At 56.2% G+C, this 19,727-nt stretch carries 25 protein-coding genes and 1 tRNA gene; 19 read left to right on the top strand and 7 right to left on the bottom strand.

From position 1 onward, the window contains the following. Positions 1–436 (bottom strand): CbbBc protein (locus M3A44_04100; GenBank protein ID MEQ6340841.1); only part of this gene is annotated, 436 nt, incomplete at its 3' end. 147 nt (positions 437–583) lie between these two features. Continuing rightward, on the bottom strand, positions 584–1,048 hold the full coding sequence (locus M3A44_04095; protein MEQ6340840.1) for a hypothetical protein: 465 nt from the start codon (positions 1,046–1,048) through the stop codon (positions 584–586). Between the two features lie 553 nt (positions 1,049–1,601). On the opposite strand from M3A44_04095, the gene M3A44_04090 reads away from it, so the two are divergent. Beyond that, on the top strand, positions 1,602–2,006 hold the full coding sequence (locus tag M3A44_04090; protein ID MEQ6340839.1) for a hypothetical protein: 405 nt from the start codon (positions 1,602–1,604) through the stop codon (positions 2,004–2,006). A 56-nt stretch (positions 2,007–2,062) separates the two neighbouring features. After that, a complete protein-coding gene (locus tag M3A44_04085; protein ID MEQ6340838.1) occupies positions 2,063–2,584 on the top strand; it encodes a DUF4126 domain-containing protein in 522 nt (173 codons plus the stop codon). Positions 2,585–2,614: 30 nt separating this feature from the next. On the opposite strand, the gene M3A44_04080 is transcribed toward M3A44_04085, so the two are convergent. The 3 genes from M3A44_04080 to groES all read right to left on the bottom strand — a co-directional run bounded on the left by M3A44_04080 (position 2,615) and on the right by groES (position 5,387). After that, positions 2,615–2,806, bottom strand: coding sequence for a CPXCG motif-containing cysteine-rich protein (locus M3A44_04080; GenBank protein ID MEQ6340837.1), 192 nt, complete (start codon positions 2,804–2,806; stop codon positions 2,615–2,617). A 586-nt stretch (positions 2,807–3,392) separates the two neighbouring features. Beyond that, positions 3,393–5,039 (bottom strand): chaperonin GroEL, encoded by a 1,647-nt coding sequence (gene groL / locus M3A44_04075; protein ID MEQ6340836.1) that lies wholly within the window; start codon positions 5,037–5,039, stop codon positions 3,393–3,395. A 57-nt stretch (positions 5,040–5,096) separates the two neighbouring features. Continuing rightward, positions 5,097–5,387, bottom strand: a complete 291-nt coding sequence (groES, locus tag M3A44_04070) for a co-chaperone GroES (GenBank protein ID MEQ6340835.1) — start codon at positions 5,385–5,387, stop codon at positions 5,097–5,099. A 197-nt stretch (positions 5,388–5,584) separates the two neighbouring features. On the opposite strand from groES, the gene M3A44_04065 reads away from it, so the two are divergent. The 16 genes from M3A44_04065 (at position 5,585) to M3A44_03990 (ending at position 17,429) form a co-directional block, all read left to right on the top strand. Beyond that, positions 5,585–5,908 (top strand): divalent-cation tolerance protein CutA, encoded by a 324-nt coding sequence (locus tag M3A44_04065; protein MEQ6340834.1) that lies wholly within the window; start codon positions 5,585–5,587, stop codon positions 5,906–5,908. Positions 5,909–5,923: 15 nt separating this feature from the next. Further along, entirely contained in the window at positions 5,924–7,816 is a 1,893-nt protein-coding gene (locus M3A44_04060) for a protein-disulfide reductase DsbD (protein ID MEQ6340833.1), read from the top strand. Beyond that, the gene (locus M3A44_04055; protein MEQ6340832.1) at positions 7,813–8,394 is read left to right on the top strand and encodes a TlpA family protein disulfide reductase; all 582 of its coding nucleotides are present in this window, start codon (positions 7,813–7,815) and stop codon (positions 8,392–8,394) included. Before M3A44_04060 ends, M3A44_04055 begins: the two co-directional genes overlap by 4 nt. Positions 8,395–8,557: 163 nt before the next feature. Continuing rightward, positions 8,558–8,998: a type II 3-dehydroquinate dehydratase gene (gene aroQ / locus M3A44_04050; GenBank protein ID MEQ6340831.1), complete on the top strand. Its 441-nt coding sequence runs from the start codon at positions 8,558–8,560 to the stop codon at positions 8,996–8,998. 24 nt (positions 8,999–9,022) lie between these two features. Then, the gene (accB, locus tag M3A44_04045) at positions 9,023–9,475 is read left to right on the top strand and encodes an acetyl-CoA carboxylase biotin carboxyl carrier protein (GenBank protein MEQ6340830.1); all 453 of its coding nucleotides are present in this window, start codon (positions 9,023–9,025) and stop codon (positions 9,473–9,475) included. Positions 9,476–9,532: 57 nt separating this feature from the next. Then, positions 9,533–10,873 carry an acetyl-CoA carboxylase biotin carboxylase subunit gene (gene accC, locus M3A44_04040; protein MEQ6340829.1) on the top strand — a complete coding sequence of 447 codons (1,341 nt, stop codon included), beginning with the start codon at positions 9,533–9,535 and terminating at the stop codon, positions 10,871–10,873. 109 nt (positions 10,874–10,982) lie between these two features. Beyond that, entirely contained in the window at positions 10,983–11,552 is a 570-nt protein-coding gene (locus M3A44_04035; protein MEQ6340828.1) for a pesticin C-terminus-like muramidase, read from the top strand. Further along, entirely contained in the window at positions 11,549–12,211 is a 663-nt protein-coding gene (locus M3A44_04030) for a hypothetical protein (protein ID MEQ6340827.1), read from the top strand. Before M3A44_04035 ends, M3A44_04030 begins: the two co-directional genes overlap by 4 nt. A 126-nt stretch (positions 12,212–12,337) precedes the next feature. Further along, complete coding sequence (gene prmA, locus M3A44_04025) at positions 12,338–13,237, top strand: 50S ribosomal protein L11 methyltransferase (protein MEQ6340826.1); 900 nt, start codon at positions 12,338–12,340, stop codon at positions 13,235–13,237. 20 nt (positions 13,238–13,257) lie between these two features. Then, positions 13,258–14,061 carry a zinc-ribbon domain-containing protein gene (locus M3A44_04020; GenBank protein ID MEQ6340825.1) on the top strand — a complete coding sequence of 268 codons (804 nt, stop codon included), beginning with the start codon at positions 13,258–13,260 and terminating at the stop codon, positions 14,059–14,061. Positions 14,062–14,116: 55 nt separating this feature from the next. Further along, the gene (locus M3A44_04015) at positions 14,117–14,425 is read left to right on the top strand and encodes a (2Fe-2S) ferredoxin domain-containing protein (protein ID MEQ6340824.1); all 309 of its coding nucleotides are present in this window, start codon (positions 14,117–14,119) and stop codon (positions 14,423–14,425) included. Between the two features lie 169 nt (positions 14,426–14,594). Further along, positions 14,595–15,518, top strand: a complete 924-nt coding sequence (locus tag M3A44_04010) for an ATP-binding cassette domain-containing protein (GenBank protein MEQ6340823.1) — start codon at positions 14,595–14,597, stop codon at positions 15,516–15,518. Continuing rightward, a complete protein-coding gene (locus tag M3A44_04005) occupies positions 15,515–16,291 on the top strand; it encodes an ABC transporter permease (GenBank protein MEQ6340822.1) in 777 nt (258 codons plus the stop codon). The genes M3A44_04010 and M3A44_04005 overlap by 4 nt, the downstream gene beginning before the upstream one ends. A 113-nt stretch (positions 16,292–16,404) precedes the next feature. Next, the gene (gene rplM, locus M3A44_04000) at positions 16,405–16,833 is read left to right on the top strand and encodes a 50S ribosomal protein L13 (protein ID MEQ6340821.1); all 429 of its coding nucleotides are present in this window, start codon (positions 16,405–16,407) and stop codon (positions 16,831–16,833) included. Positions 16,834–16,861: 28 nt separating this feature from the next. After that, entirely contained in the window at positions 16,862–17,254 is a 393-nt protein-coding gene (gene rpsI, locus M3A44_03995) for a 30S ribosomal protein S9 (protein MEQ6340820.1), read from the top strand. Positions 17,255–17,355: 101 nt separating this feature from the next. Then, a tRNA-Gln gene (locus M3A44_03990) sits at positions 17,356–17,429 on the top strand. Positions 17,430–17,452: 23 nt separating this feature from the next. Here M3A44_03990 and M3A44_03985 read toward each other — a convergent pair. Then, the gene (locus M3A44_03985) at positions 17,453–17,725 is read right to left on the bottom strand and encodes a type II toxin-antitoxin system RelE/ParE family toxin (GenBank protein ID MEQ6340819.1); all 273 of its coding nucleotides are present in this window, start codon (positions 17,723–17,725) and stop codon (positions 17,453–17,455) included. Beyond that, positions 17,722–17,940: a ParD-like family protein gene (locus tag M3A44_03980; protein MEQ6340818.1), complete on the bottom strand. Its 219-nt coding sequence runs from the start codon at positions 17,938–17,940 to the stop codon at positions 17,722–17,724. Before M3A44_03980 ends, M3A44_03985 begins: the two co-directional genes overlap by 4 nt. Before the next feature lie 382 nt (positions 17,941–18,322). Here M3A44_03980 and M3A44_03975 point away from each other — a divergent pair, with 382 nt between their 5' ends. Next, a complete protein-coding gene (locus tag M3A44_03975; protein MEQ6340817.1) occupies positions 18,323–19,423 on the top strand; it encodes a porin in 1,101 nt (366 codons plus the stop codon). The last annotated feature ends 304 nt before the right edge of the window (positions 19,424–19,727 follow it).

Here is a 19,727-nt window from a genome sequence, read left to right as displayed (position 1 = left end):
CGATCTCGTTCAGCGTCTCGCCGATCAGGGCAAACGCCCGATCCCAGGTAATCGGCCGATAGGTGTCGCTGGCACGGTCGTAGAGCAGTGGTGTTGCCAGACGGCCTTGGTTTTCGAGGGCCGAGTCGGTCCAGTCGCGCAGTTCGGCCAAGGGATGCGCCGCGAAAAAAACCGCGTCGGCAAGCCGGGGCGTCATCTCCCATGCGATGGCTTTCTGACCCTGCTCGCAACTGTCGATGAGCGCACCGCCCTTGTCGGGAAAGGCGCAGCCGGGACAATCAAACTGGCCCGGTTTGTTGGCTTTCGCAAACGACTCGATGATCTTTAACGGAATACCCTGGCGCTGGAACGCCTGGAACGAACCACGCAACGCCCCGAATCCACCCGCCGGAGCGTCGTCATGCTCGATGTGGGCTTCTGGACGGTCGATGGCCATGCAGGGGTTCCTTTGCGGCGCGATGGAGTCCAAGGTTACCGCAAGAGTATGGCGAGTGCTAGCAACACGTATATTTCTGTATGGTCAACCTGCTGCAAAGGCATGGCAATGACCTGCTGCTCCGCCACATTCTACGTGGGCAATAGCTTAATCATCACGGCCATGGTGATCACGGCCATGGTCGCGGTCATTTCCGTGTCGGTCGTTCCTGTGTTGCTCACGATTATCATTCCTGTGCTCGCCACGGCCGCCATCTCGGCGATCACGATACCGTTCCTGGTAACGCGGCACGTACTCGCGGCTGTACCACTCGTCCCGCACAAAGAAGACCTGTTCGCCGCAGGCGTTGTATTCGTGGCAGTGCCTTCTCCAATGTTTGGCGTGGCCGGGGGGTACGCGTAGATAGATCGGCGGGCGGTACATCGGAGCCCTCTCGATTATTATTGGCTGACGATAGATCACTTGTGGACGTGGATAGTCGCCGATGTCGATTCGTCCATAGAATCCGGGTTGTCCGATGCTAATGGAAACACCGACATCGGCCGCAAGTGACGGGATGGCAAGACTGACTGTGGCGGTGGCAACAGCGGCTGCGATCAGGAATCGTTTCATGTTAGCTCTCCTGTTGAGTTATTGTTGTTAGAGGTTTTTGTTGAATGCATGAGCCAATGACTTTTCTGTTGTTACGTTATGTAAGTTCACTGAGATCAACATGCTACAACATGCTGTACTCTATCAGGGCAAGGTGGTAAGAATAGAAATCACCCGCAATACGTCCAACCGTCTCGGGCCTATGACTCGGATGTGGCAGTCCCGCGACTATGTACTTTCGGCCCGAAAATGTCTGTGCGATAACACACCTATGTCGGAATACAAAAGCAAGTAGCCTGCGTTGTGAAAATTAACATCCAGTGCAATACCCTTCGCTTATTGCGCCCTCTGCAGACTTTTATCGACGCCTTAGTCTGAACGGGAAGGTGCTGGAAATGTGGACTTGACTGGTGCGAATGCTCATAATCAAACGCATGCAAATGGAGTTTTTATCTTTGGCGCGCGACGTGAGTGCCAGTGTCGTCGTGCTATCTCCGATACTGCTGGTATGACATAGGCTCGTCATTATTGCTTTCATCGCAAAGTAATCGCGTCATGATCAGGTCAAAATAGTATGGATGATGAACAACAAAATGCACGACAGTCGGCATCCGATGGGCTGGTGACGCTGACGTATGTGATTTACGGGCTGCACGCGTTTAGCGCGGTCGGAGGGGTGTTGACCCCGGCATTTGTGGTCACGGCATTTATTACCGGATGGCCATCCATCATTGCAGTCATCATCAATTATGTGAAGCGCGAGGAAACGCGCGGCACCTATCTCGAATCTCACTTTCGCTGGCAGATTCGGACCTTTTGGTTCGCCTTGCTGTGGGTAATTATCGCAATGCTGTTTGCGCTTACCTTCGTGGGTATCCCTATCGCCATGGTTGTTGCCTGGGTTGCCGGTCTGTGGGTGCTCTATCGTATCGCGCGCGGTTTGCTCAGGCTCCTCGAAGGTAAACCCATGCCGCTGTGAGCGCGGAGCTCATCGCCAATGCCGCCATCGCGGCAGCCGTCGCCTGAGGCGCGGGCTTGCGCCTCTATGCAGTGGTATTTGCGCTGGGGGCGCTTCATCGGCTGGATCTTTTTCTCTTGCCGCCTTCATTGGACGTATTGGCCCATCCTTTGGTGATGGGTACTGCCGGTCTTTTTGCATTGGCTGAATTTTTTGGCGACAAGGTGCCGTGGATCGACAGCATTTCCGATGCCGTTCATACTTTCATTCGCATTCCGGCCGGCGCGTCTCTGGCTACCACTTTTTTTGCCGACGGCGGCGTGGCGATGCAATCAGCGGCCTTGTTGCTCGGCGGTACCATTGCTGCGGCTACGCATCTTGCCAAAGCCGGTAGCCGGGCCATGCTCAATACGTCCCCTGAGCCGGTGACCAACGGTTCCGCCTCCCTGGGTGAAGAGGCGTTGCTGGTGTCTGGCGGATGGCTTGCATTGCATTATCCAATGACCTTTCTGGTGCTGCTGGCGCTATTCATGCTGGCCGTCGGCTATTTTCTGCGGAGGCTCTGGCGCGCCTTTCGGCAGCGCAGGCAGCTCGGTTAACCGTTTACCAAGACAGACATACTGCAGGTCTCACTCATCTTCAGTTCGCCCCTCAATGCTAACCACTTCACCTCGAGACGCTACGACGGAAATGATGATTGGCCTACAGCACACACTGCAATCCTCAACGTACTCCTGTTGCCTAACCGAGCAGTCAACGACCACCTCGATCTGTTCCCAGCAGTACGGGCATTGAATCAATGCGGTTTGGAGACTCTGCATGGCTGCACCTACGAGTTCTAACGACGCTGTAGAAAAACCTGATTCTGAATGTTGTGTTCAGGTTCGGGGGGTTGTTAAGTATGATCCAATCATATGTACTCATGCGTCGGAATAACTGAAGGGCATTGCGCCGTATGTGCATTGCCTCGCTACTGGGGTCGATGCCTGACTGTCGACGAGATTGGTACCTGGCGGTACGTATTTCTTTACGGTCAACCTGCTGCAAAGGCATGATGGCAATGATCTGCTGGCCAGCCATATTTACTCTACCTTATGAGGTATTGTGGATTCGGTGCAGGCGCGCTATCCATTTCTGATGCATGGATGGGTTGTATTGCCCGAGCTTCTTTATTGTATGATTGAATTACTGCTCGGTGACACAGATTTTTTCACTCGCTGGCCGTTGTACTGCTGGCTTATGCAACGGAAGGAGGGCAGAAATCGGCAGGAATGAGGTGCACCTAGGCGAGCTTGGTGGGCGTGCGCTGCCATGCCGCAATGCACGCCATAAAAAAAGCCCCGCCATTTCTGGCGGGGCTTTTCAGGTTTGCAGGGCGGGAGTGCTCCCGTTTCTGCGGACCGGGGCTTACATCATGCCCATGTCACCCATGCCACCCATGCCGCCCATACCACCGCCTGCCGCGCCCTTCTCATCCTTGGGCATTTCGGCAATCATTGCTTCGGTGGTGATCATCAGGCCGGCCACGGAGGCGGCGTTCTGCAGTGCGGAACGCGTTACCTTGGTCGGATCGAGGATACCCATGGCGATCATGTCGCCATACTCGCCGGTGGCGGCATTGTAACCGTAGCTGGTCTCACCTGCGGCCACTTTGTCGAGCACCACGGAGGCTTCACCGCCGGCGTTGGCGACGATCTGGCGCAGCGGTTCTTCCATGGCGCGGCGTGCGATGGCGATGCCGATGTCCTGGTCATGGTTGTCACCCTTGAGGCCTTTGAGCGCCAACAGAGCGCGGATCAGCGCAACGCCGCCGCCCGGTACCACGCCTTCTTCGACAGCTGCACGGGTTGCGTGCAGGGCATCTTCGACGCGGGCTTTCTTCTCTTTCATTTCCATCTCGGTGGCAGCGCCGACCTTGATGACGGCTACGCCGCCAGCGAGCTTGGCAACACGCTCCTGCAGTTTCTCACGGTCGTAATCAGAGGTGGTTTCCTCGATCTGGGCGCGGAGCTGCTTGACGCGTGATTCGATGTCGTTGGCTTGACCTGCGCCGTCGATGAGGGTGGAGTTATCCTTGGTGACAAGGATGCGCTTGGCGCGGCCCAAGTCGTTCAGGGTGGCTTTTTCCAGGCTCAGGCCCAATTCCTCGGCGATGACGGTGCCGCCGGTGAGGACGGCGATGTCCTGCAGCATAGCTTTGCGGCGATCACCGAAGCCGGGTGCCTTCACGGCGCAGACTTTGACGATACCGCGAATGGTGTTGACCACCAAGGTGGCCAGCGCCTCGCCTTCTACGTCTTCCGCAATGATGAACAGCGGGCGACCCGACTTGGCGACGGCTTCCAGCACCGGCAGCAGCTCGCGGATGTTGGAGATTTTCTTGTCGTACAGCAGGATGAACGCGTCTTCCAGCTCGGCGCTCATGTTCTGCTGGTTGTTGATGAAGTAGGGGGAGAGGTAGCCGCGATCAAACTGCATGCCTTCCACTACGTTCAGGTCGTTTTCCAGGCCTGAACCTTCTTCAACGGTAATCACGCCTTCCTTGCCGACTTTGCCCATGGCATCGGCGATGATGCGGCCGATGGCCTCATCCGCGTTGGCGGAAATGGTGCCTACCTGAGCGATGGCTTTGTCATCGGTGCAGGGCTTGGACATTTTCTTCAGTGCTTCGACGGCAGTGATAACGGCCTTGTCGATGCCGCGCTTGAGGTCCATGGGGTTCATGCCGGAGGCGACGGACTTCATGCCTTCGCGCAAAATGGCCTGGGCCAGCACGGTGGCGGTGGTGGTGCCGTCGCCAGCGATGTCGGAGGTCTGCGAAGCGACTTCCTTAACCATCTGTGCGCCCATGTTCTCGAACTTGTCTTCCAGTTCGATTTCCTTGGCCACGGACACGCCGTCTTTGGTGATGGTGGGGGCGCCGTAGCTCTTCTCGAGTACTACGTTACGGCCTTTGGGGCCGAGTGTTACCTTAACGGCGTTGGCCAGAATGTTAACGCCGCGCACCATGCGAACACGTGCGTCATCACCGAATTTTACGTCTTTAGCTGCCATGTGTTATTCCCTCTGAATTCGTTGATCAAATAATGAAAGGATCGTGAGAACTATATATTACTCTTCGATGACGGCGACGATATCTTCTTCGCGCATCACCAGAAGATCTTCACCTTCGACCTTGATCTCGGTGCCGGAATATTTTCCAAACAGCACTCTGTCGCCTGGCTTGACGGCCAGGGTGCGCACTTCGCCATTTTCAAGGATCTTGCCCTTGCCCACGGCGATCACTTCGCCGCGCACGGGTTTCTCGGCTGCGGTATCAGGAATCACGATGCCACCGGCTGATTTACGCTCTTCCTCCATGCGACGGATGATGACGCGATCATGCAAAGGACGGATTTTCATATGTAATCTCCCTAATAATTAAAGACTTAACACGTGTGTGCTGCGGTTTCAGCATCGCGGCGAGCGTTAATTAGCACTCACCGTCGACGAGTGCTAATAATGATATCCGTCAAATTTCCTACGTCAAGTGATTTCGTAAAAGATTCATGGTTTAACGCGTTTTTGCTCGGGCGGCAAGGATGCGGTATCTTCTTGGGATGAATAACAAATACCACATCGTTCTTACCACCTGCCCGGACCCCGGAGTAGCCGATACCCTTGCCGGCGCCCTGGTGGATCAGGGGCTGGCCGCCTGTGTTAATATCCTGCCGACCATGCGTTCGGTCTATTACTGGAAAGGGGAGCGCCAGACCGGAGAGGAGCATTTGCTGCTCATTAAATCGCGGGTGGAGGATTATGCTGCGATTGAGGAGGCTATTCTGGCGATGCACCCCTATGAACTTCCAGAGATTCTCGCTGTCTCCATTGACACTGGGCTGGCGGCCTACCTTGCCTGGATTGATTCCTCAGAAGAGATATAGAGAGATATAGAAAGCGTGAAGCGGTTTTTGATGGTGCTGTGGTTATTTGCCACCGGTGTGGTAATGCCAGTGACGGTGGTGGCGGACGCTTCCTCGCAGGGGCTTTTCGGGGCGATTTCTTCTCTTGGCGAGCGGCTGGGCGTAAAAAAGCCGGATGAAAAATTTCTGGAAGCGGATCGCGCTTTTGTTCTGTCGGTGAACGCCATCAATGCCACTACCGTGAGTGCGCGGTGGGATGTTGCCGAGGGTTATTATCTCTATAAAAGTAAATTTTCGTTCGTGCTGAAAGATGGCGCGGGCGTCAGTCTCGGCACTTTTACCGCCCCCCCCGGCGAATTCAAGACCGACCCCAACTTCGGCCAAGTTGAGGTCTATCACAAGCCGCTGACCATCACTTTGCCTGTAACGCGCACCTCCACTTCACCTGCCGACATCAATCTGGAGCTGCATTATCAGGGCTGCGCCGATGCCGGTTTTTGTTACCCGCCGATCACCAAGGTTGTTGCATTAACACTGCCTGGCGGTAGCGCGCCGTTTGCCTCTGTGCCACCTGCTGCCGCTAATGATGATGCCCCGGAGCAAGACCGCTATGCCCAATCCCTGGCGAGCGGCAACACGGCGCTCACCCTGCTCAGCTTCTTCGGTATTGGCCTGCTGCTGGCCTTTACCCCTTGCATGTTCCCCATGATCCCCATCTTGTCCAGTATCATCGTAGGGCAGGGCAGGGCGCTTACTACACGCCGAGCTTTCACTTTGTCGTTGTCTTACGTGCTTGCCATGGCGGTGACCTACACAATTGTGGGGGTCGTTACCGGGTTGTTCGGCGGGAATCTCCAAGCGGTTTTTCAAAACCCCTGGATACTCGGTAGCTTTGCTGCCGTGTTCGTGCTGTTGTCTCTGTCTATGTTCGGCTTCTATGATCTGCAACTACCCGGTCGCTGGCAAAGCAAGCTGACCGAGATGAGCAACAAACAGCGCGGCGGCAGCCATGCGGGCGTCGCCGTGATGGGTTTTTTGTCTGCACTCATTGTCGGCCCCTGCATTGCTGCGCCACTGGCGGGCGCCCTGATTTATATCGGCCAGAGCGGTGACGCCGTGCTTGGCGGGTCTGCCTTGTTTGCGCTGAGTCTGGGCATGGGCGGGCCGCTGCTGGTTATCGGCGCCTCCGCAGGCAAGCTATTGCCCAAGGCCGGGGATTGGATGAACGCCATCAAGGCGGTGTTTGGTGTGATGTTGCTGGCGGTGGCCGTGTGGATGCTGGAACGCATTCTGCCGCCGCAGATTACCATGGTGCTATGGGCGGTGCTGCTCATCATTTCGGCTGTGTATATGGGCGCCCTGGAGCGGCAACCCCCGGAGGCCAGCGGCTGGAGCAAGCTGTGGAAGGGCGTGGGGCTGGTGTTGCTGATCTGTGGCGGCTTGATCATGCTCGGTGCGGCAGGCGGCGGCAAGGATGTATTCCAGCCCTTGCGCGGCGTGCAATTCGCCGGAGGTGGACTGTCCGCCGCCGAAGCCCCCCCGCTGTCGTTCAAGACCATCAAAGGCCTGGCCGGATTGAACCGGGAAATTGATCTGGCGCGCGCTTCTGGCAAGCCCGTCATGCTCGATTTTTATGCCGACTGGTGTGTCTCCTGCAAGGAGATGGAGAAATACACCTTCTCTGATCCGGGTGTTCAGCAAGCGCTGGCTGGTGTGGTGCTGTTGCAGGCCGATGTCACCGCCAATGACGCCGAAGATCAGACACTGCTCAAACACTTTGGTATTTTTGGCCCGCCGTCCATCATGTTTTTTGGCCCCGACGGCACAGAGCAGCGTGACCGCCGCGTAGTGGGTTTTTTGAAGGCAGGGAATTTTCAGGCGCATGTTGCTGCGACGCTTGGAAGGAAGCAGGGAGTACGTACATTATGAAAAAATCCGGGTTGATACTGGCTGCGCTGTTGTTTTTTGGTTTCGGCGCCATGGCCAGCAAATACTTTTTCGCGGGATTGCAGGAAGTGACGCCTGCCAATGCGGCGGAAAAGCGCGCTACGCCTGTGCCCATGCCCGCGCCTGCGCAGGAGGCAGGCCCGATGCGCCCGGCGTTTGCATTGCCGGACATGGAGGGCATATCGCGCAATATCAGCACTTGGGACGGCAAGGTGCTGGTGGTCAACTTTTGGGCTACCTGGTGTGGGCCGTGCCGCCGCGAGATGCCTGCTTTTATTGAATTGCAGAAGAAGTATGGCCCGCAGGGTCTGCAATTTGTGGGTGTAGCCTTTGACGATGTTGAAGCGATCCAGGCATTTATGAAGACGTCCAGAATGAAGATCAATTACCCCGTTCTGGTGGGGGAGGATGATGCAATGATCATCGCCGAACGGTATGGGAATACGATGGGGGCATTGCCCTATACCGTCGTCATCGACCGCAAGGGCAGAGTCATTTACGGCCAGATCGGCGAGATGTCCCGTCAGCTTGCCGAGGAGACTATCAAACCCCTGCTATGAACATCTGGCGTCGATCTGCGTCGAAATACGGTCTATTTCATTTGATCTGGACAAAACGCTCACCGCCATGCACAATTCACCTCGTCGGGTTTCTATAAGAAAGCTTAAAAAAACATACGCAAATAATACGCGTGTGTTGCTTGCTGTGTTTGGAGGGGGCGAGATGGCGGTGGTACTGGTTCTGCACGGACCGAACCTCAATCTGTTGGGTGCTCGTGAGCCTGAGCATTATGGGCGGGTGACGCTGGGCGCTATCAACGCACGGCTGGAAGAGCTTGCCCAGGCGGCAGGCCACACCCTGGCCAGTTTTCAGAGTAACGCCGAACACATGCTGGTGGAGCGAATACACGCGGCCCAGCAGGAGTCCATAGAGTTTATCATTATTAATCCCGCTGCTTTCACACATACCAGTGTCGCGCTACGCGACGCGTTGAGCGCGGTGCGCATCCCGTTTATTGAGGTGCATTTGTCCAACGTGCATGCGCGAGAAGCGTTTCGTCACCATTCCCACTTCTCCGATCTTGCGGTCGGGGTCATCTGCGGTTTCGGGCCGCAAAGTTATGAATTGGCGCTGCAGGCTGCCTTGGCGCGCCTTGGTAATTGATAGATACATTAATTTGGGTAAATTATGGATATACGCAAAGTTAAAAAATTAATTGAATTGCTTGAAGAGTCCGGTATTGCGGAGCTTGAGATCCGGGAGGGCGAGGAGTCGGTGCGTATCAGCCGTTACGGCCAATCGCCTGCGCCGATGATGATGCAGGCCCACGCAGCCCCTACCGTGGTCGCCACGTCTGCGGCGGCTCCGTCCGTTGCGCCAGCGCAAGAGGCCGCAGCCACCGCGCCTGGCCATGCCGTAACATCACCCATGGTCGGCACCTTTTACCGCTCCCCTTCTCCCGGCACCAAGGCTTTTGTCGAGGTGGGACAGCGCGTCAATGTTGGCGATACCCTGTGCATCATCGAGGCGATGAAGATGCTCAACCAGATCGATTCCGACAAGGCTGGCGTAGTGACCGCCATCCTGGTGGAAAATGGCGAACCTGTCGAATATGGCGAGCCACTCTTTGTCATTGAGTAGGGGTGGGTGTACAGCCCGTCTCATCTGACTCCCTTCATCCTATAGTGAGCCTGATGAATGCTTGAAAAAATCGTTATTGCCAATCGCGGTGAAATCGCCTTGCGCATCTTGCGCGCGTGCCGTGAACTGGGCATTAAAACCGTGGCGGTGCATTCCTCGGCGGATCGTGACCTGAAACACGTATTGCTGGCCGACGAATCTGTGTGCATTGGTCCGGCACCCGCCGCCCAGAGTTACCTGAACATTCCTGCGCTGATCAGTGCCGCCGAGGTCACCGACGCAGTGGCCATCCATCCCGGTTATGGCTTCCTCTCCGAAAATGCCGATTTTGCCGAACGCGTTGAACAGAGCGGTTTTATCTTTATCGGTCCACGGCCCGAAACGATACGCCTGATGGGCGACAAAATCTCCGCCATCACCACCATGAAAAAAGCCGGTGTGCCGTGCGTGCCAGGCTCCGGAGGCCCGCTTGAAGATGACGAGCAGGAGATTCGCACGATGGCGCGCGACATCGGCTATCCCGTCATCATCAAGGCGGCGGGCGGTGGCGGTGGGCGCGGCATGCGCGTAGTGCATAGCGAGGCCGCGCTGTTGCAGGCTGTCTCTCTGACGCGAACCGAGGCCGCCAATGCCTTCGGTAATGCCACCGTGTACATGGAAAAATTTCTGGAGAACCCGCGCCATATCGAGTTTCAGGTGCTGGCCGACCAGCACGGCAACGTGATTCATCTCGGTGAGCGCGACTGCTCCACGCAGCGCCGCCACCAGAAGGTAATCGAAGAAGCTCCGGCGCCCGGTCTTTCCGACAAGCTGCGCAAGAGCATGGGCGAGATCTGCGTCAAGGCCTGCAAGAAAATCGGTTATCGCGGCGCGGGCACGTTCGAGTTTTTGTATGAGAATGAACGCTTTTACTTCATCGAGATGAATACCCGTGTCCAGGTGGAGCACCCGATCACGGAGATGGTCACTGGCGTGGACATCGTCAAGGAACAGTTACGCATCGCTGCTGGTGAGCCGTTGCCGTATCAGCAAAAAGACATCGTCTTGCGCGGCCACGCCATAGAGTGCCGCATCAATGCCGAAGACCCGGCCACCTTCATGCCATCGCCAGGCATGATCACCCGCTACCATGCGCCAGGTGGCCCTGGCGTGCGTGTCGATTCGCATATCTATTCCGGTTACAAGGTGCCGCCCAATTATGACTCGATGATCGGCAAGCTGATTGCGCATGGCGACACCCGCGAGTCAGCCCTGGCGCGCATGCGCACCGCGCTCAGCGAGATCATTGTGGAAGGCATCAACACCAACATCCCGCTGCACCGCGACATTCTCAAAGATGCGGCCTTCATTGCGGGCGGCACGAATATCCATTATCTGGAAAAGAAGCTGGGGTTGTAAGTCTTTGCATCGAAAAGGTGCGAAGATGCAATACCATGTTTTTGTGAGATCTCGCTTTTTTGCTTTTGGGGCCATCAAAGTTAGTTGATAATGAGGCTGTCCGCATCGAATGGTTGATAAGGTCGATTTTAAATTCATAAGCCAACTTGAGGGCGGGCGCACGACGACTGGGTATGTTCCTGCGGTCGGGGGCAGTAATAGCGGCGTTACCATTGCTACGGGCTTTGATTTGGGGCAGCGCAATGTTGCAGACATAAAGGCTTTAGGGTTGACTGTGGCTCTGGTTGAGAAGCTCAAGCCGTACCTCGGTAAGAAGAGGCTTGAAGCCGTTACCTTTCTGAAACAAAAGGCTTTGGTGATTACAAGTGCCGAAGCTGAGCAAATCGACAAAGCAGCGAAAAAATCGTTGCTGACAAAGGTCAAGCTAAAATACATTTCGTCTGCCCATAATTCCAATACGCTGCACTTTGATAGCCTCCCGGTCGAGGCTCAAACCGTGATTGCTTCAGTGGCCTTTCAGTATGGCGCCAGCCTTGACGTGCGTGTTCCTAAATTCTGGCAGGCCGTTTCGTCACAAAATTGGGGTGAGGCGGCAAAAATCCTGAACTCTTTCGGCGATGCCTATCCCAGCCGAAGGAGAAAAGAAGCTGATCTGCTCAAGAAATTGATCAGCAAATGAGCATGAGGCTCGGGATTATTGTCGTCAGTCTGTCGCTGATGATCTCGGGATGCGATCGGCAGGAAAATGTTCAGACTGATGTCTTAATTTACAATCCTTCAGTTAAGCAGGCCTGGCAGTCTTTCAATGTCGAGATGGCGAAGAAACGCCCGCCCCTGCAATTTGACTCAGGCAAGGTGGTGGGTGATTGCATCGCTTACCTGAAGGAAAGCAGGCACGCTTCGATCAGTGAGGGCGTGAATAATCAAGCGATGGCAGGAGGGTATCTGATATGCCCCACACTTTCATCTATCCAGGCAGCTAAGCCGGCAGCGCACGTTTTTTCGAGGGAAAAAAGACTAGGGAAAGTCTTGTTTGATCGTCTCGATGTGCTCAGTTTTCCTTCTTCGTTCAATCAAAGGGCAGATGCTCAACACAACACACCAAGGTTGCTGTCGGATATTTCCTGGAAGGTAGGGCAATACTCTATTACTTCCGATTCTGAGGACTGGCGGATTTCAATCGAGGTGGTAGCCGAGTTGGATGTCAACGGCAATGGTATTCCAGATTTACTGCTTTGGTTCTTGGATGAGGCGAAGGACGGAAATTACAAAATCTATCGTGTATTGGAGATTCTTGATGCGAAACGCGAGGGGTTGCTAAAGGCCGCGTCCATTTAGGTTAAAATTCGCATTCTTTGTGCCTTGGCGTCGTTGCGTGAAATTATCTTTTTGCAGCGCAGAATAAAACGCACGCTCATGGTATGTTATCCTTCCTAATCCTTGTAACTTTTCCCTGCTGCCAAAATGCCCTGGCTACAACTCAAGCTCAACGCCAAACCTGATACTGCCCAGCACCTTGCCGACCTGTTGAGCGAAGCGGGCGCCAGCGCCGTGACCCTGCAGGATGGCGCGGATCAACCGCTCTACGAGCCGCCGCCGGGAGTCACGCCATTGTGGACGCAAACCAGCGTGACTGGCCTTTTCGAGGCGGATGCCGATCTTGACGCCGTGCTTGAGTATCTGCGTGTCGCACTGGGTCAGGACGAACCGCCCATACACCGCATCGCCCCGCTCGAAGACAAAGACTGGGAGCGCGAATGGATGGACAACTTTCACCCAATGCGCTTTGGTGACCGGTTGTGGATCTGCCCAAGCTGGCGCTCACCACCCGAACCCGATGCGGTGAACGTGCTGCTCGATCCCGGGCTAGCGTTTGGCACAGGCACGCATCCTACTACTGCGTTGTGTCTTGAATGGCTGGATCAGCACGATATTGCGGGCAAGGATGTTATCGACTACGGTTGCGGTTCGGGCATCCTAGCTGTTGCCGCAGCAAAACTAGGGGCTCGCCGGGTGTGGGCGGTCGATTATGATCCCCAGGCATTGCTGGCTACCACGCTCAATGCCGAAAAGAATGCGGTTGACGCAGTTATCACTACAGTGCTCCCCAAGGATTTGGCCGCGCATTTTCCCGGTGAGCCGGTTGACCTGCTCATCGCCAACATACTTGCCAAACCTCTGATTGACCTTGCGCCCCCCTTCGCAGAGCTGGTGCGGCCTGGAGGAAGCATTGTTTTGTCTGGCGTCCTCGATAGCCAGTCGGATGACGTGGCCGGGCATTACCAGCCCTGGTTTGATATGGCCCCGAGGGTTGAGCGGGAGGAATGGGTGCGGCTGTCTGGTATAAGGATCTGTCGGACTTAGGATGAAAGGATGCCGCCGCCATGTACGCACGCTGCCCCCACTGTAGCACCATCTTCAGGATAACCGCCCTGCAACTCACCGTCGCACAAGGGTGGGTGCGGTGCGGGCAGTGCCGTAGCGCATTTGATGCGCTGGGTAATCTCGCGGATCAGGCTGAAGGGTTCGCGCCCGTGGCTGCCTCAGTGCCGGTTACCCCTGTTGGTGGCGCAATCTCTCCTGGTCCAATAGAAATAGAAAGCAGGGCAAATGTGGCGCCGCCCGCCGAAGAGGCTGAAGAGGCTTTTGATCTCGTCAACGCGCCGCCCATTACCATGTATGAACGTGCTGTGGAGCCGGAAACCGTCCGGAGCGGCTGGGCAGGCACGCTGGCCTGGACGTCGGTAAATCTGTTTCTGATTGTTCTGCTGGTGGCGCAGTATGTCTATTTCACCCGCGACGATCTCGCCCGTTATCCCGAGCTGCGGCCAAGTCTGGAGGCGATGTGCGGGGTGATGGGCTGCGAAATCCCGCTGATGCGCGATGTCAAGCGCATCAGCCTGGTGAACCGCGAGCTGCGCAGCCATCCGGACGCGGCAAATGCGCTCCTGGTGAAGGCAGCCCTGATCAATAATACCTCTTACCCGCAGCCTTATCCGGTGCTGCAATTGAGCCTCTCCACTGTTACTGGCCAGGTTGTGGCGGCGCGCCGTTTTCAGCCGGTAGAATATCTTGGAAAAGCCATCAATATCAAAGAGGGCATGGTGCCGCAAAAGCCCGTTGAAGTGGTGCTGGAGCTCGTCGACCCTGGCCAGAACGCGATCAGTTTTGAATTTGAATTTCTATAGGCGCTTCTTCAGAAAAATCCGTGGGTAAACCACATACAACATGAAATTTAACGCTATGTCCTATTACCGTCACCATGTCTTTTTCTGCACCAACAAACGCGAAGACGGCAGCGCCTGCTGCCAGGACTTCGACGCCCAGGCCATGCGCGATCACGCCAAGGCGCGTGTCAAGGAGCTGGGCCTTAACGGCAAGGGTGCTGTGCGCATTAACAACGCCGGCTGTCTGGATCGCTGCTCTGAGGGGCCAGTGATCGTCGTCTACCCCGAGGAGGTGTGGTACACCTACGTGGACAAGGACGACATCGACGAGATCGTCGAAGAGCACCTGCATCATGGTCGCGTGGTTGAGCGTTTGAAGATTTAGAATGAACCTAAAAACTCAGTTATCCACGAAAGTCACGAAAAAACACGAAAATATTCAGATACATATCGCGTGTTACTTGCCACCCATCCGGTGAATTGCTGAAGCAATCCATGTTTTTGTTTTGTTTCGTGAATTTCGTGTTTTTCGTGGACAAAAAGAGGTTTTAAGGATGGAATCAGATGCGGTCGTCGAGGCGCGTGGCCTGACCAAATACTACGGTGCGCAGCCCGTCGTCGATGGTATCGACATCGAAGTCCAGCGCGGCGAGTGCTTTGGCCTGCTAGGGCCTAACGGCGCGGGCAAGACCACTACCTTGCGTATGCTGATGGGCGCCACGCCACCCAGCGCGGGGACTCTTGACGTGCTGGGCTACCCTATACCACAACAGGCGCGCAGGATGCGCGAGCGGCTCGGCGTAGTTCCGCAGCAGGACAACCTCGATCCCGATTTCACCGTGCTGGAAAACCTCATCACCTACGCCAGCTACTTTGGCTTGCATGGCCCTGAACTTGACGGGCGCATCGCCGATTTACTGGTGTTTGCCGCATTGGAGGCCAAGGCCGGTGCGGGCATCGGCACCCTGTCCGGCGGTATGAGGCGGCGCCTCACCCTGGCGCGAGCGCTCATCAACGACCCTGAACTGCTGATTCTCGACGAGCCGACCACCGGCCTCGATCCGCAGGCCCGCCAGCTCATCTGGCAGCGTCTGCGTGCCTTGCTTGGGCAGGGCAAGACCCTGATCCTTACCACACATTACATGGAAGAGGCCGAGCGCCTCTGCGACCGCCTGATGATCATTGATAACGGCCATGTTCTGGTCACCGGCAGCCCTGCCGAGCTGGTCAGGCAGCATATCGAGCCGCATGTGGTGGAGATTCATGGCCGCGGCGTAGAAGAGTGGTATGACACCATCGGCCGTCCTCTCGTCCAGCGTGGCGAGCGCTCCGGTGAGACGGTATTTTGCTACGTCAATGACGAGCGTCCCTTGCTGAATGCCCTTGGCCAGCGGCCCGATCTGCACTTCATGCACCGCCGCGCCAATCTGGAGGATGTATTCATCAAGCTGACCGGCAAGGAGTTGCGCGAAGGATGAATTTTTCCTTGCCGGTTATCAGTCTGCGCTGGCTCCCCGTCTGGCGTCGCAATCTGCGCGTCTGGCGCAAGCTTTCTGGCCCCGCCTTGATCGGCAACTTCGGCGAGCCACTGTTGTACCTGCTCGCGCTGGGCTATGGCCTGGGCGGTTTCGTTGGCGAGGTGAAGGGCTTGCCCTATATCGTCTTTCTCGCATCCGGCATCATCTGCGCCAGCGCCATGAACACCGCCACCTTCGAGGGGCTCTATTCCGCCTACACTCGTATGGCTGTGCAGAATACCTGGGGCGGCATGCTGGCCGCCCCACTGGATATTGACGACATCGTGCTGGGTGAGGTCGTTTGGACGGCCACCAAGAGTCTTATCAGCGCAATCCCCATTCTGATCGTGGCGGCGGCGCTGGGGGCGGTGCAGGGCTGGGGGGCGCTGTGGGTGCTGCCGGTGGTCTTCGTCACCGGCTTGTGTTTCGGCGCCATGGCGCTGGTGGTTACCGCGCTGGCCAAGAGCTATGACTTTTTCATCTACTATTTCACGCTGGTCATTACCCCCCTGTTCCTGGTGAGCGGTGTATTTTTTCCGCTGGAAGGTGTGCCGCAGGCCGTGCAAATAGGCGCGCAATTGCTGCCATTGTCCCATGCGGTGGAGATTGTGCGCCCCCTGATGACCGGGCAACCGCTGCATGACCCGGTGTTTCACCTGCTGGTGCCACTGCTCTACGCCGGTGCCGCATTCTGGCTGGCCACGGTGTTGCTGCGGCGCAGGCTGATGTCGTGAAAGTTGCTGTTGTGGTTAAGCCGGATCTACATGATTGCTAAATCACCCTTGTATCTTTTCGCTCCCTCATGTAACATTCTCGCCCTTTACGCAGTTTTTTGGAGCGAAGCACAATGAAAACCTTTAGCGCAAACCCAACGACCGTCCGGCGCGACTGGTATGTTGTGGACGCCTCCGGCAAGACCCTGGGCCGTCTTGCCACCGAAATCGCGCGCCGCCTGCGCGGCAAGCACAAACCCGAGTACACGCCGCACGTCGACACCGGCGATTACATCGTGGTGGTAAACGCCGCCAAGTTGCACTTCACCGGCAACAAGCTCGCGGACAAGATGTACCACAAGCACACCGGGTTCATCGGCAACTTGAAGACCATCTCTCTCGGCAAGCTTATGGCTAAAGCGCCGGAGCGTGTCATCGAGACCGCCGTCAAGGGTATGCTGCCCAAGAATCCGCTGGGTCGCGCCATGTACCGCAAGCTCAAGGTATACGGTGGTGCTGAGCACCAGCACGCCGCGCAGCAGCCCAAGCCTTTGGATATCTGATAGTAATTACTTTTAGCAGGAACTGCATATGGCACAAACACAGCATTATGGAACAGGCCGCCGCAAAAGCTCCGCAGCGCGGGTTTACGTCCGCTCCGGCACCGGCAAGATCACCATCAACAGCCGCACGATCGAAGACTACTTCGGCCGTGAAACCGCGCGCATGCTGGTGCGTCAACCGCTAGAAAGCGTCAAGCTGGTCGATGCCGTGGATGTCAACGTCACCGTCTCCGGCGGTGGCAACACCGGCCAGGCCGGCGCCATCAGCCATGGTATTGCCCGCGCACTGCTGGGCTTTGATGAAACCTTGCGCCCCGCCCTGCGCAAGGGCGGCTTCCTTACCCGTGATGCGCGTGAGGTCGAGCGTAAAAAGGTTGGTCTGCGCAAAGCCCGTAAGCGTCCGCAGTTCTCCAAGCGCTAATATTATCCGGGTTTACCCTCAGTCATTACCCCTTTCCCGTCATCGGGAGAGGGGTGAGGGTAAAGCGGTGTTACCTCTTCTGTTTATCTCCTTTCTTTAATTGGGGGATCGTCTAGCGGTAGGACGGCGGACTCTGACTCCGTCAACCTAGGTTCGAATCCTAGTCCCCCAGCCATTTCTGCGTTTGCTCATGCCGTGCTACGCCTTCAGGTTACGGTAAAAATTCTCGTGTGATCCAAAAGACAGAAGCTTGATAGCGTCTTTGTCTTCCGTTACACGGTAGGTCAGCAAAAGAAGCTGTGCGTTGTGGCGATACTTGAAAGCACGCATACCCGCCAAGTCGCCCTTTTTCATCTCTCCGGCTTCCGGGTGGGCGGCGATGGTTCGCACTGCATTGTCTAAAGCCTGCTTTTCGTCTGGGCGGAGCTTTTTTGTCGCGCGCTCGAATCGGGGTGTTGCGACCAGCTTCATCCGAATTTGTATTCCTTGCCCATTCCTGCCCGGTCTTCTTCTATACCAACCAGGGTATCGATGATGAATCCAACGGGCAGATCCGGGTTGTCCTCGGCCGCCTTTCCTATCCGCGCCCAATATTCAATCTGTTTGGGCACGGAACGGTGCATTGCGTTGGCGTAGGGTTTGGCCGCCTCCACCAGTTCATCCGATAGTTTCATTGCAGTTGCCATGGCGTCCTCCACGTTTGTGAGCAGTATAACGGTTGTAATGTATTGCAAAAAGAACCAAAAGGCAACCAAATTTTCTTGTTCCCTGGAGGGGAGACTGCGCGCCGCCCTTCAGGGTATTCGTAACAGCGCGGCGGCTCCCTCTCTATGTTTGTCACGGCGAGTTACGGTTAGTTGTAGGGTGCGCCGTGCGCACCAAGCATCGAGATAATATGGTGCGCACGGCGCACCCTACACTGTTGTTGTATCATATTTACAACACAACTCCCTGCTCTGTTGCTTTTTTTGAAATAGTTGTTGCATTTCCGCTAAGCCCTCATTACAGTCCAAGCTGTGTCACTTTACAACGTGACCTTCCAACCTACACTCAAGGGAGAATTTACAAATGCAGAAAAAACTGATTGCTTTGGCTGTCGCCGGTGTATTGGCTGCCCCGTTGGCCGCGCAGGCTGATGTCGAGATCTACGGTCAGGCCCGCATGTCGGTCGATTACAGCAACAACGACACCCCGATTGCCGGCGATGACAAGAGCGCCTTCTCCGTCTCCAGCAACAAGTCACGTATCGGCTTCAAGGGCAGCGAGGATTTTGGTAACGGTCTGAAGGGTCTGTGGCAGATCGAGCAGGGCGTGAAATTCGACAGCGGCACGTGGGGCAACGAAGCACGTGACACTTTCCTCGGCCTGGGCGGCAACTTCGGCACAGTGCTGGCCGGCAAGCTGAGCACCCCCTACCGCACCTCCACCGAGCGCCTGGATGTGTTCAAGGACACCAAGGCGGACTACAATGCCATCGTCGGCAGCGTCGGCAGCGCCGGGCAACTGACCGGTGACACCAACGTTGGCAACCTGCGCACCAACAACTCGCTGGCCTATGTTACGCCGAGCATGAGCGGCTTCCAGGGCACGCTGGCTTATGTCGCCAACTATAATGATCTGGTCGGTGGTTCTGGCGACAACCTGCCGCGCACCAAGGATGATGGCAAGAAGGACGCCTATAGCCTGAGCGGTACCTATGACAACGGCCCGCTGTTCCTGGCGGCGGCCTATGAGGCTCTGAACAAGGCTGGCCTGGGCGGCGGCACCGGCACCCCGAGCACCAAGTCCTGGAAAGTGGGCGGCGGCTGGAATTTCGGCCAGGGCACCACCATCGGCGCGTTGTTCGAGAACATGGATCTGGGTGGTAGCATGGGTGATCGCAACGCCTGGTACCTGAGCGGTATGCACAAGATGGATGCCTTTAACGTCAAGGCCGCCTATGGCTCCGCAGATAAGTGGAGTGGCACAGGGCTTAGCGACACCGGCGCGCAGCAGTTCTCAGTCGGCGCGGGCTACGACCTGTCCAAGACCACCGAGGCCTATGCCCTGTACACCCAGGTCAGCAACGACAAGTTCGGCGCCTATGGTCTTGAGAGCATTTCAGGTTATGCCGACAAGTCTGTATCGTCCTTCTCGCTCGGCATCAAGCACATGTTCTCGTCCAAGTAAGACGGTGACAGATCGCGCATGACAAGTGGCGAGTGATGTGGTGCGGCGGGGGAGATTCCCGCCGCATCACGGTTCGCCGCGAGTCGCGCGTAATAAAAGCAGTAATTCGACGGGCGTCCTTATCAGGCGCCCGTTTTTTTTGCGTTTATTCATTTGAGAGAGTGACGTAGGTTGGGTCAAGGAGCGCAAGCTCCGGACCCAGCCTACATTTTTTGCTGTTGCTGTGACGGACACCTTTCGGTACAGTCTTGCGTTTGCATATATTAAATTTTCGTGAAACCTTGCGAACAAGGATTCATATAGC

The organism is Gammaproteobacteria bacterium (assembly GCA_040183005.1).
GTDB lineage: Bacteria > Pseudomonadota > Gammaproteobacteria.
This window is presented reverse-complemented; position numbering and strand designations above follow the sequence as displayed.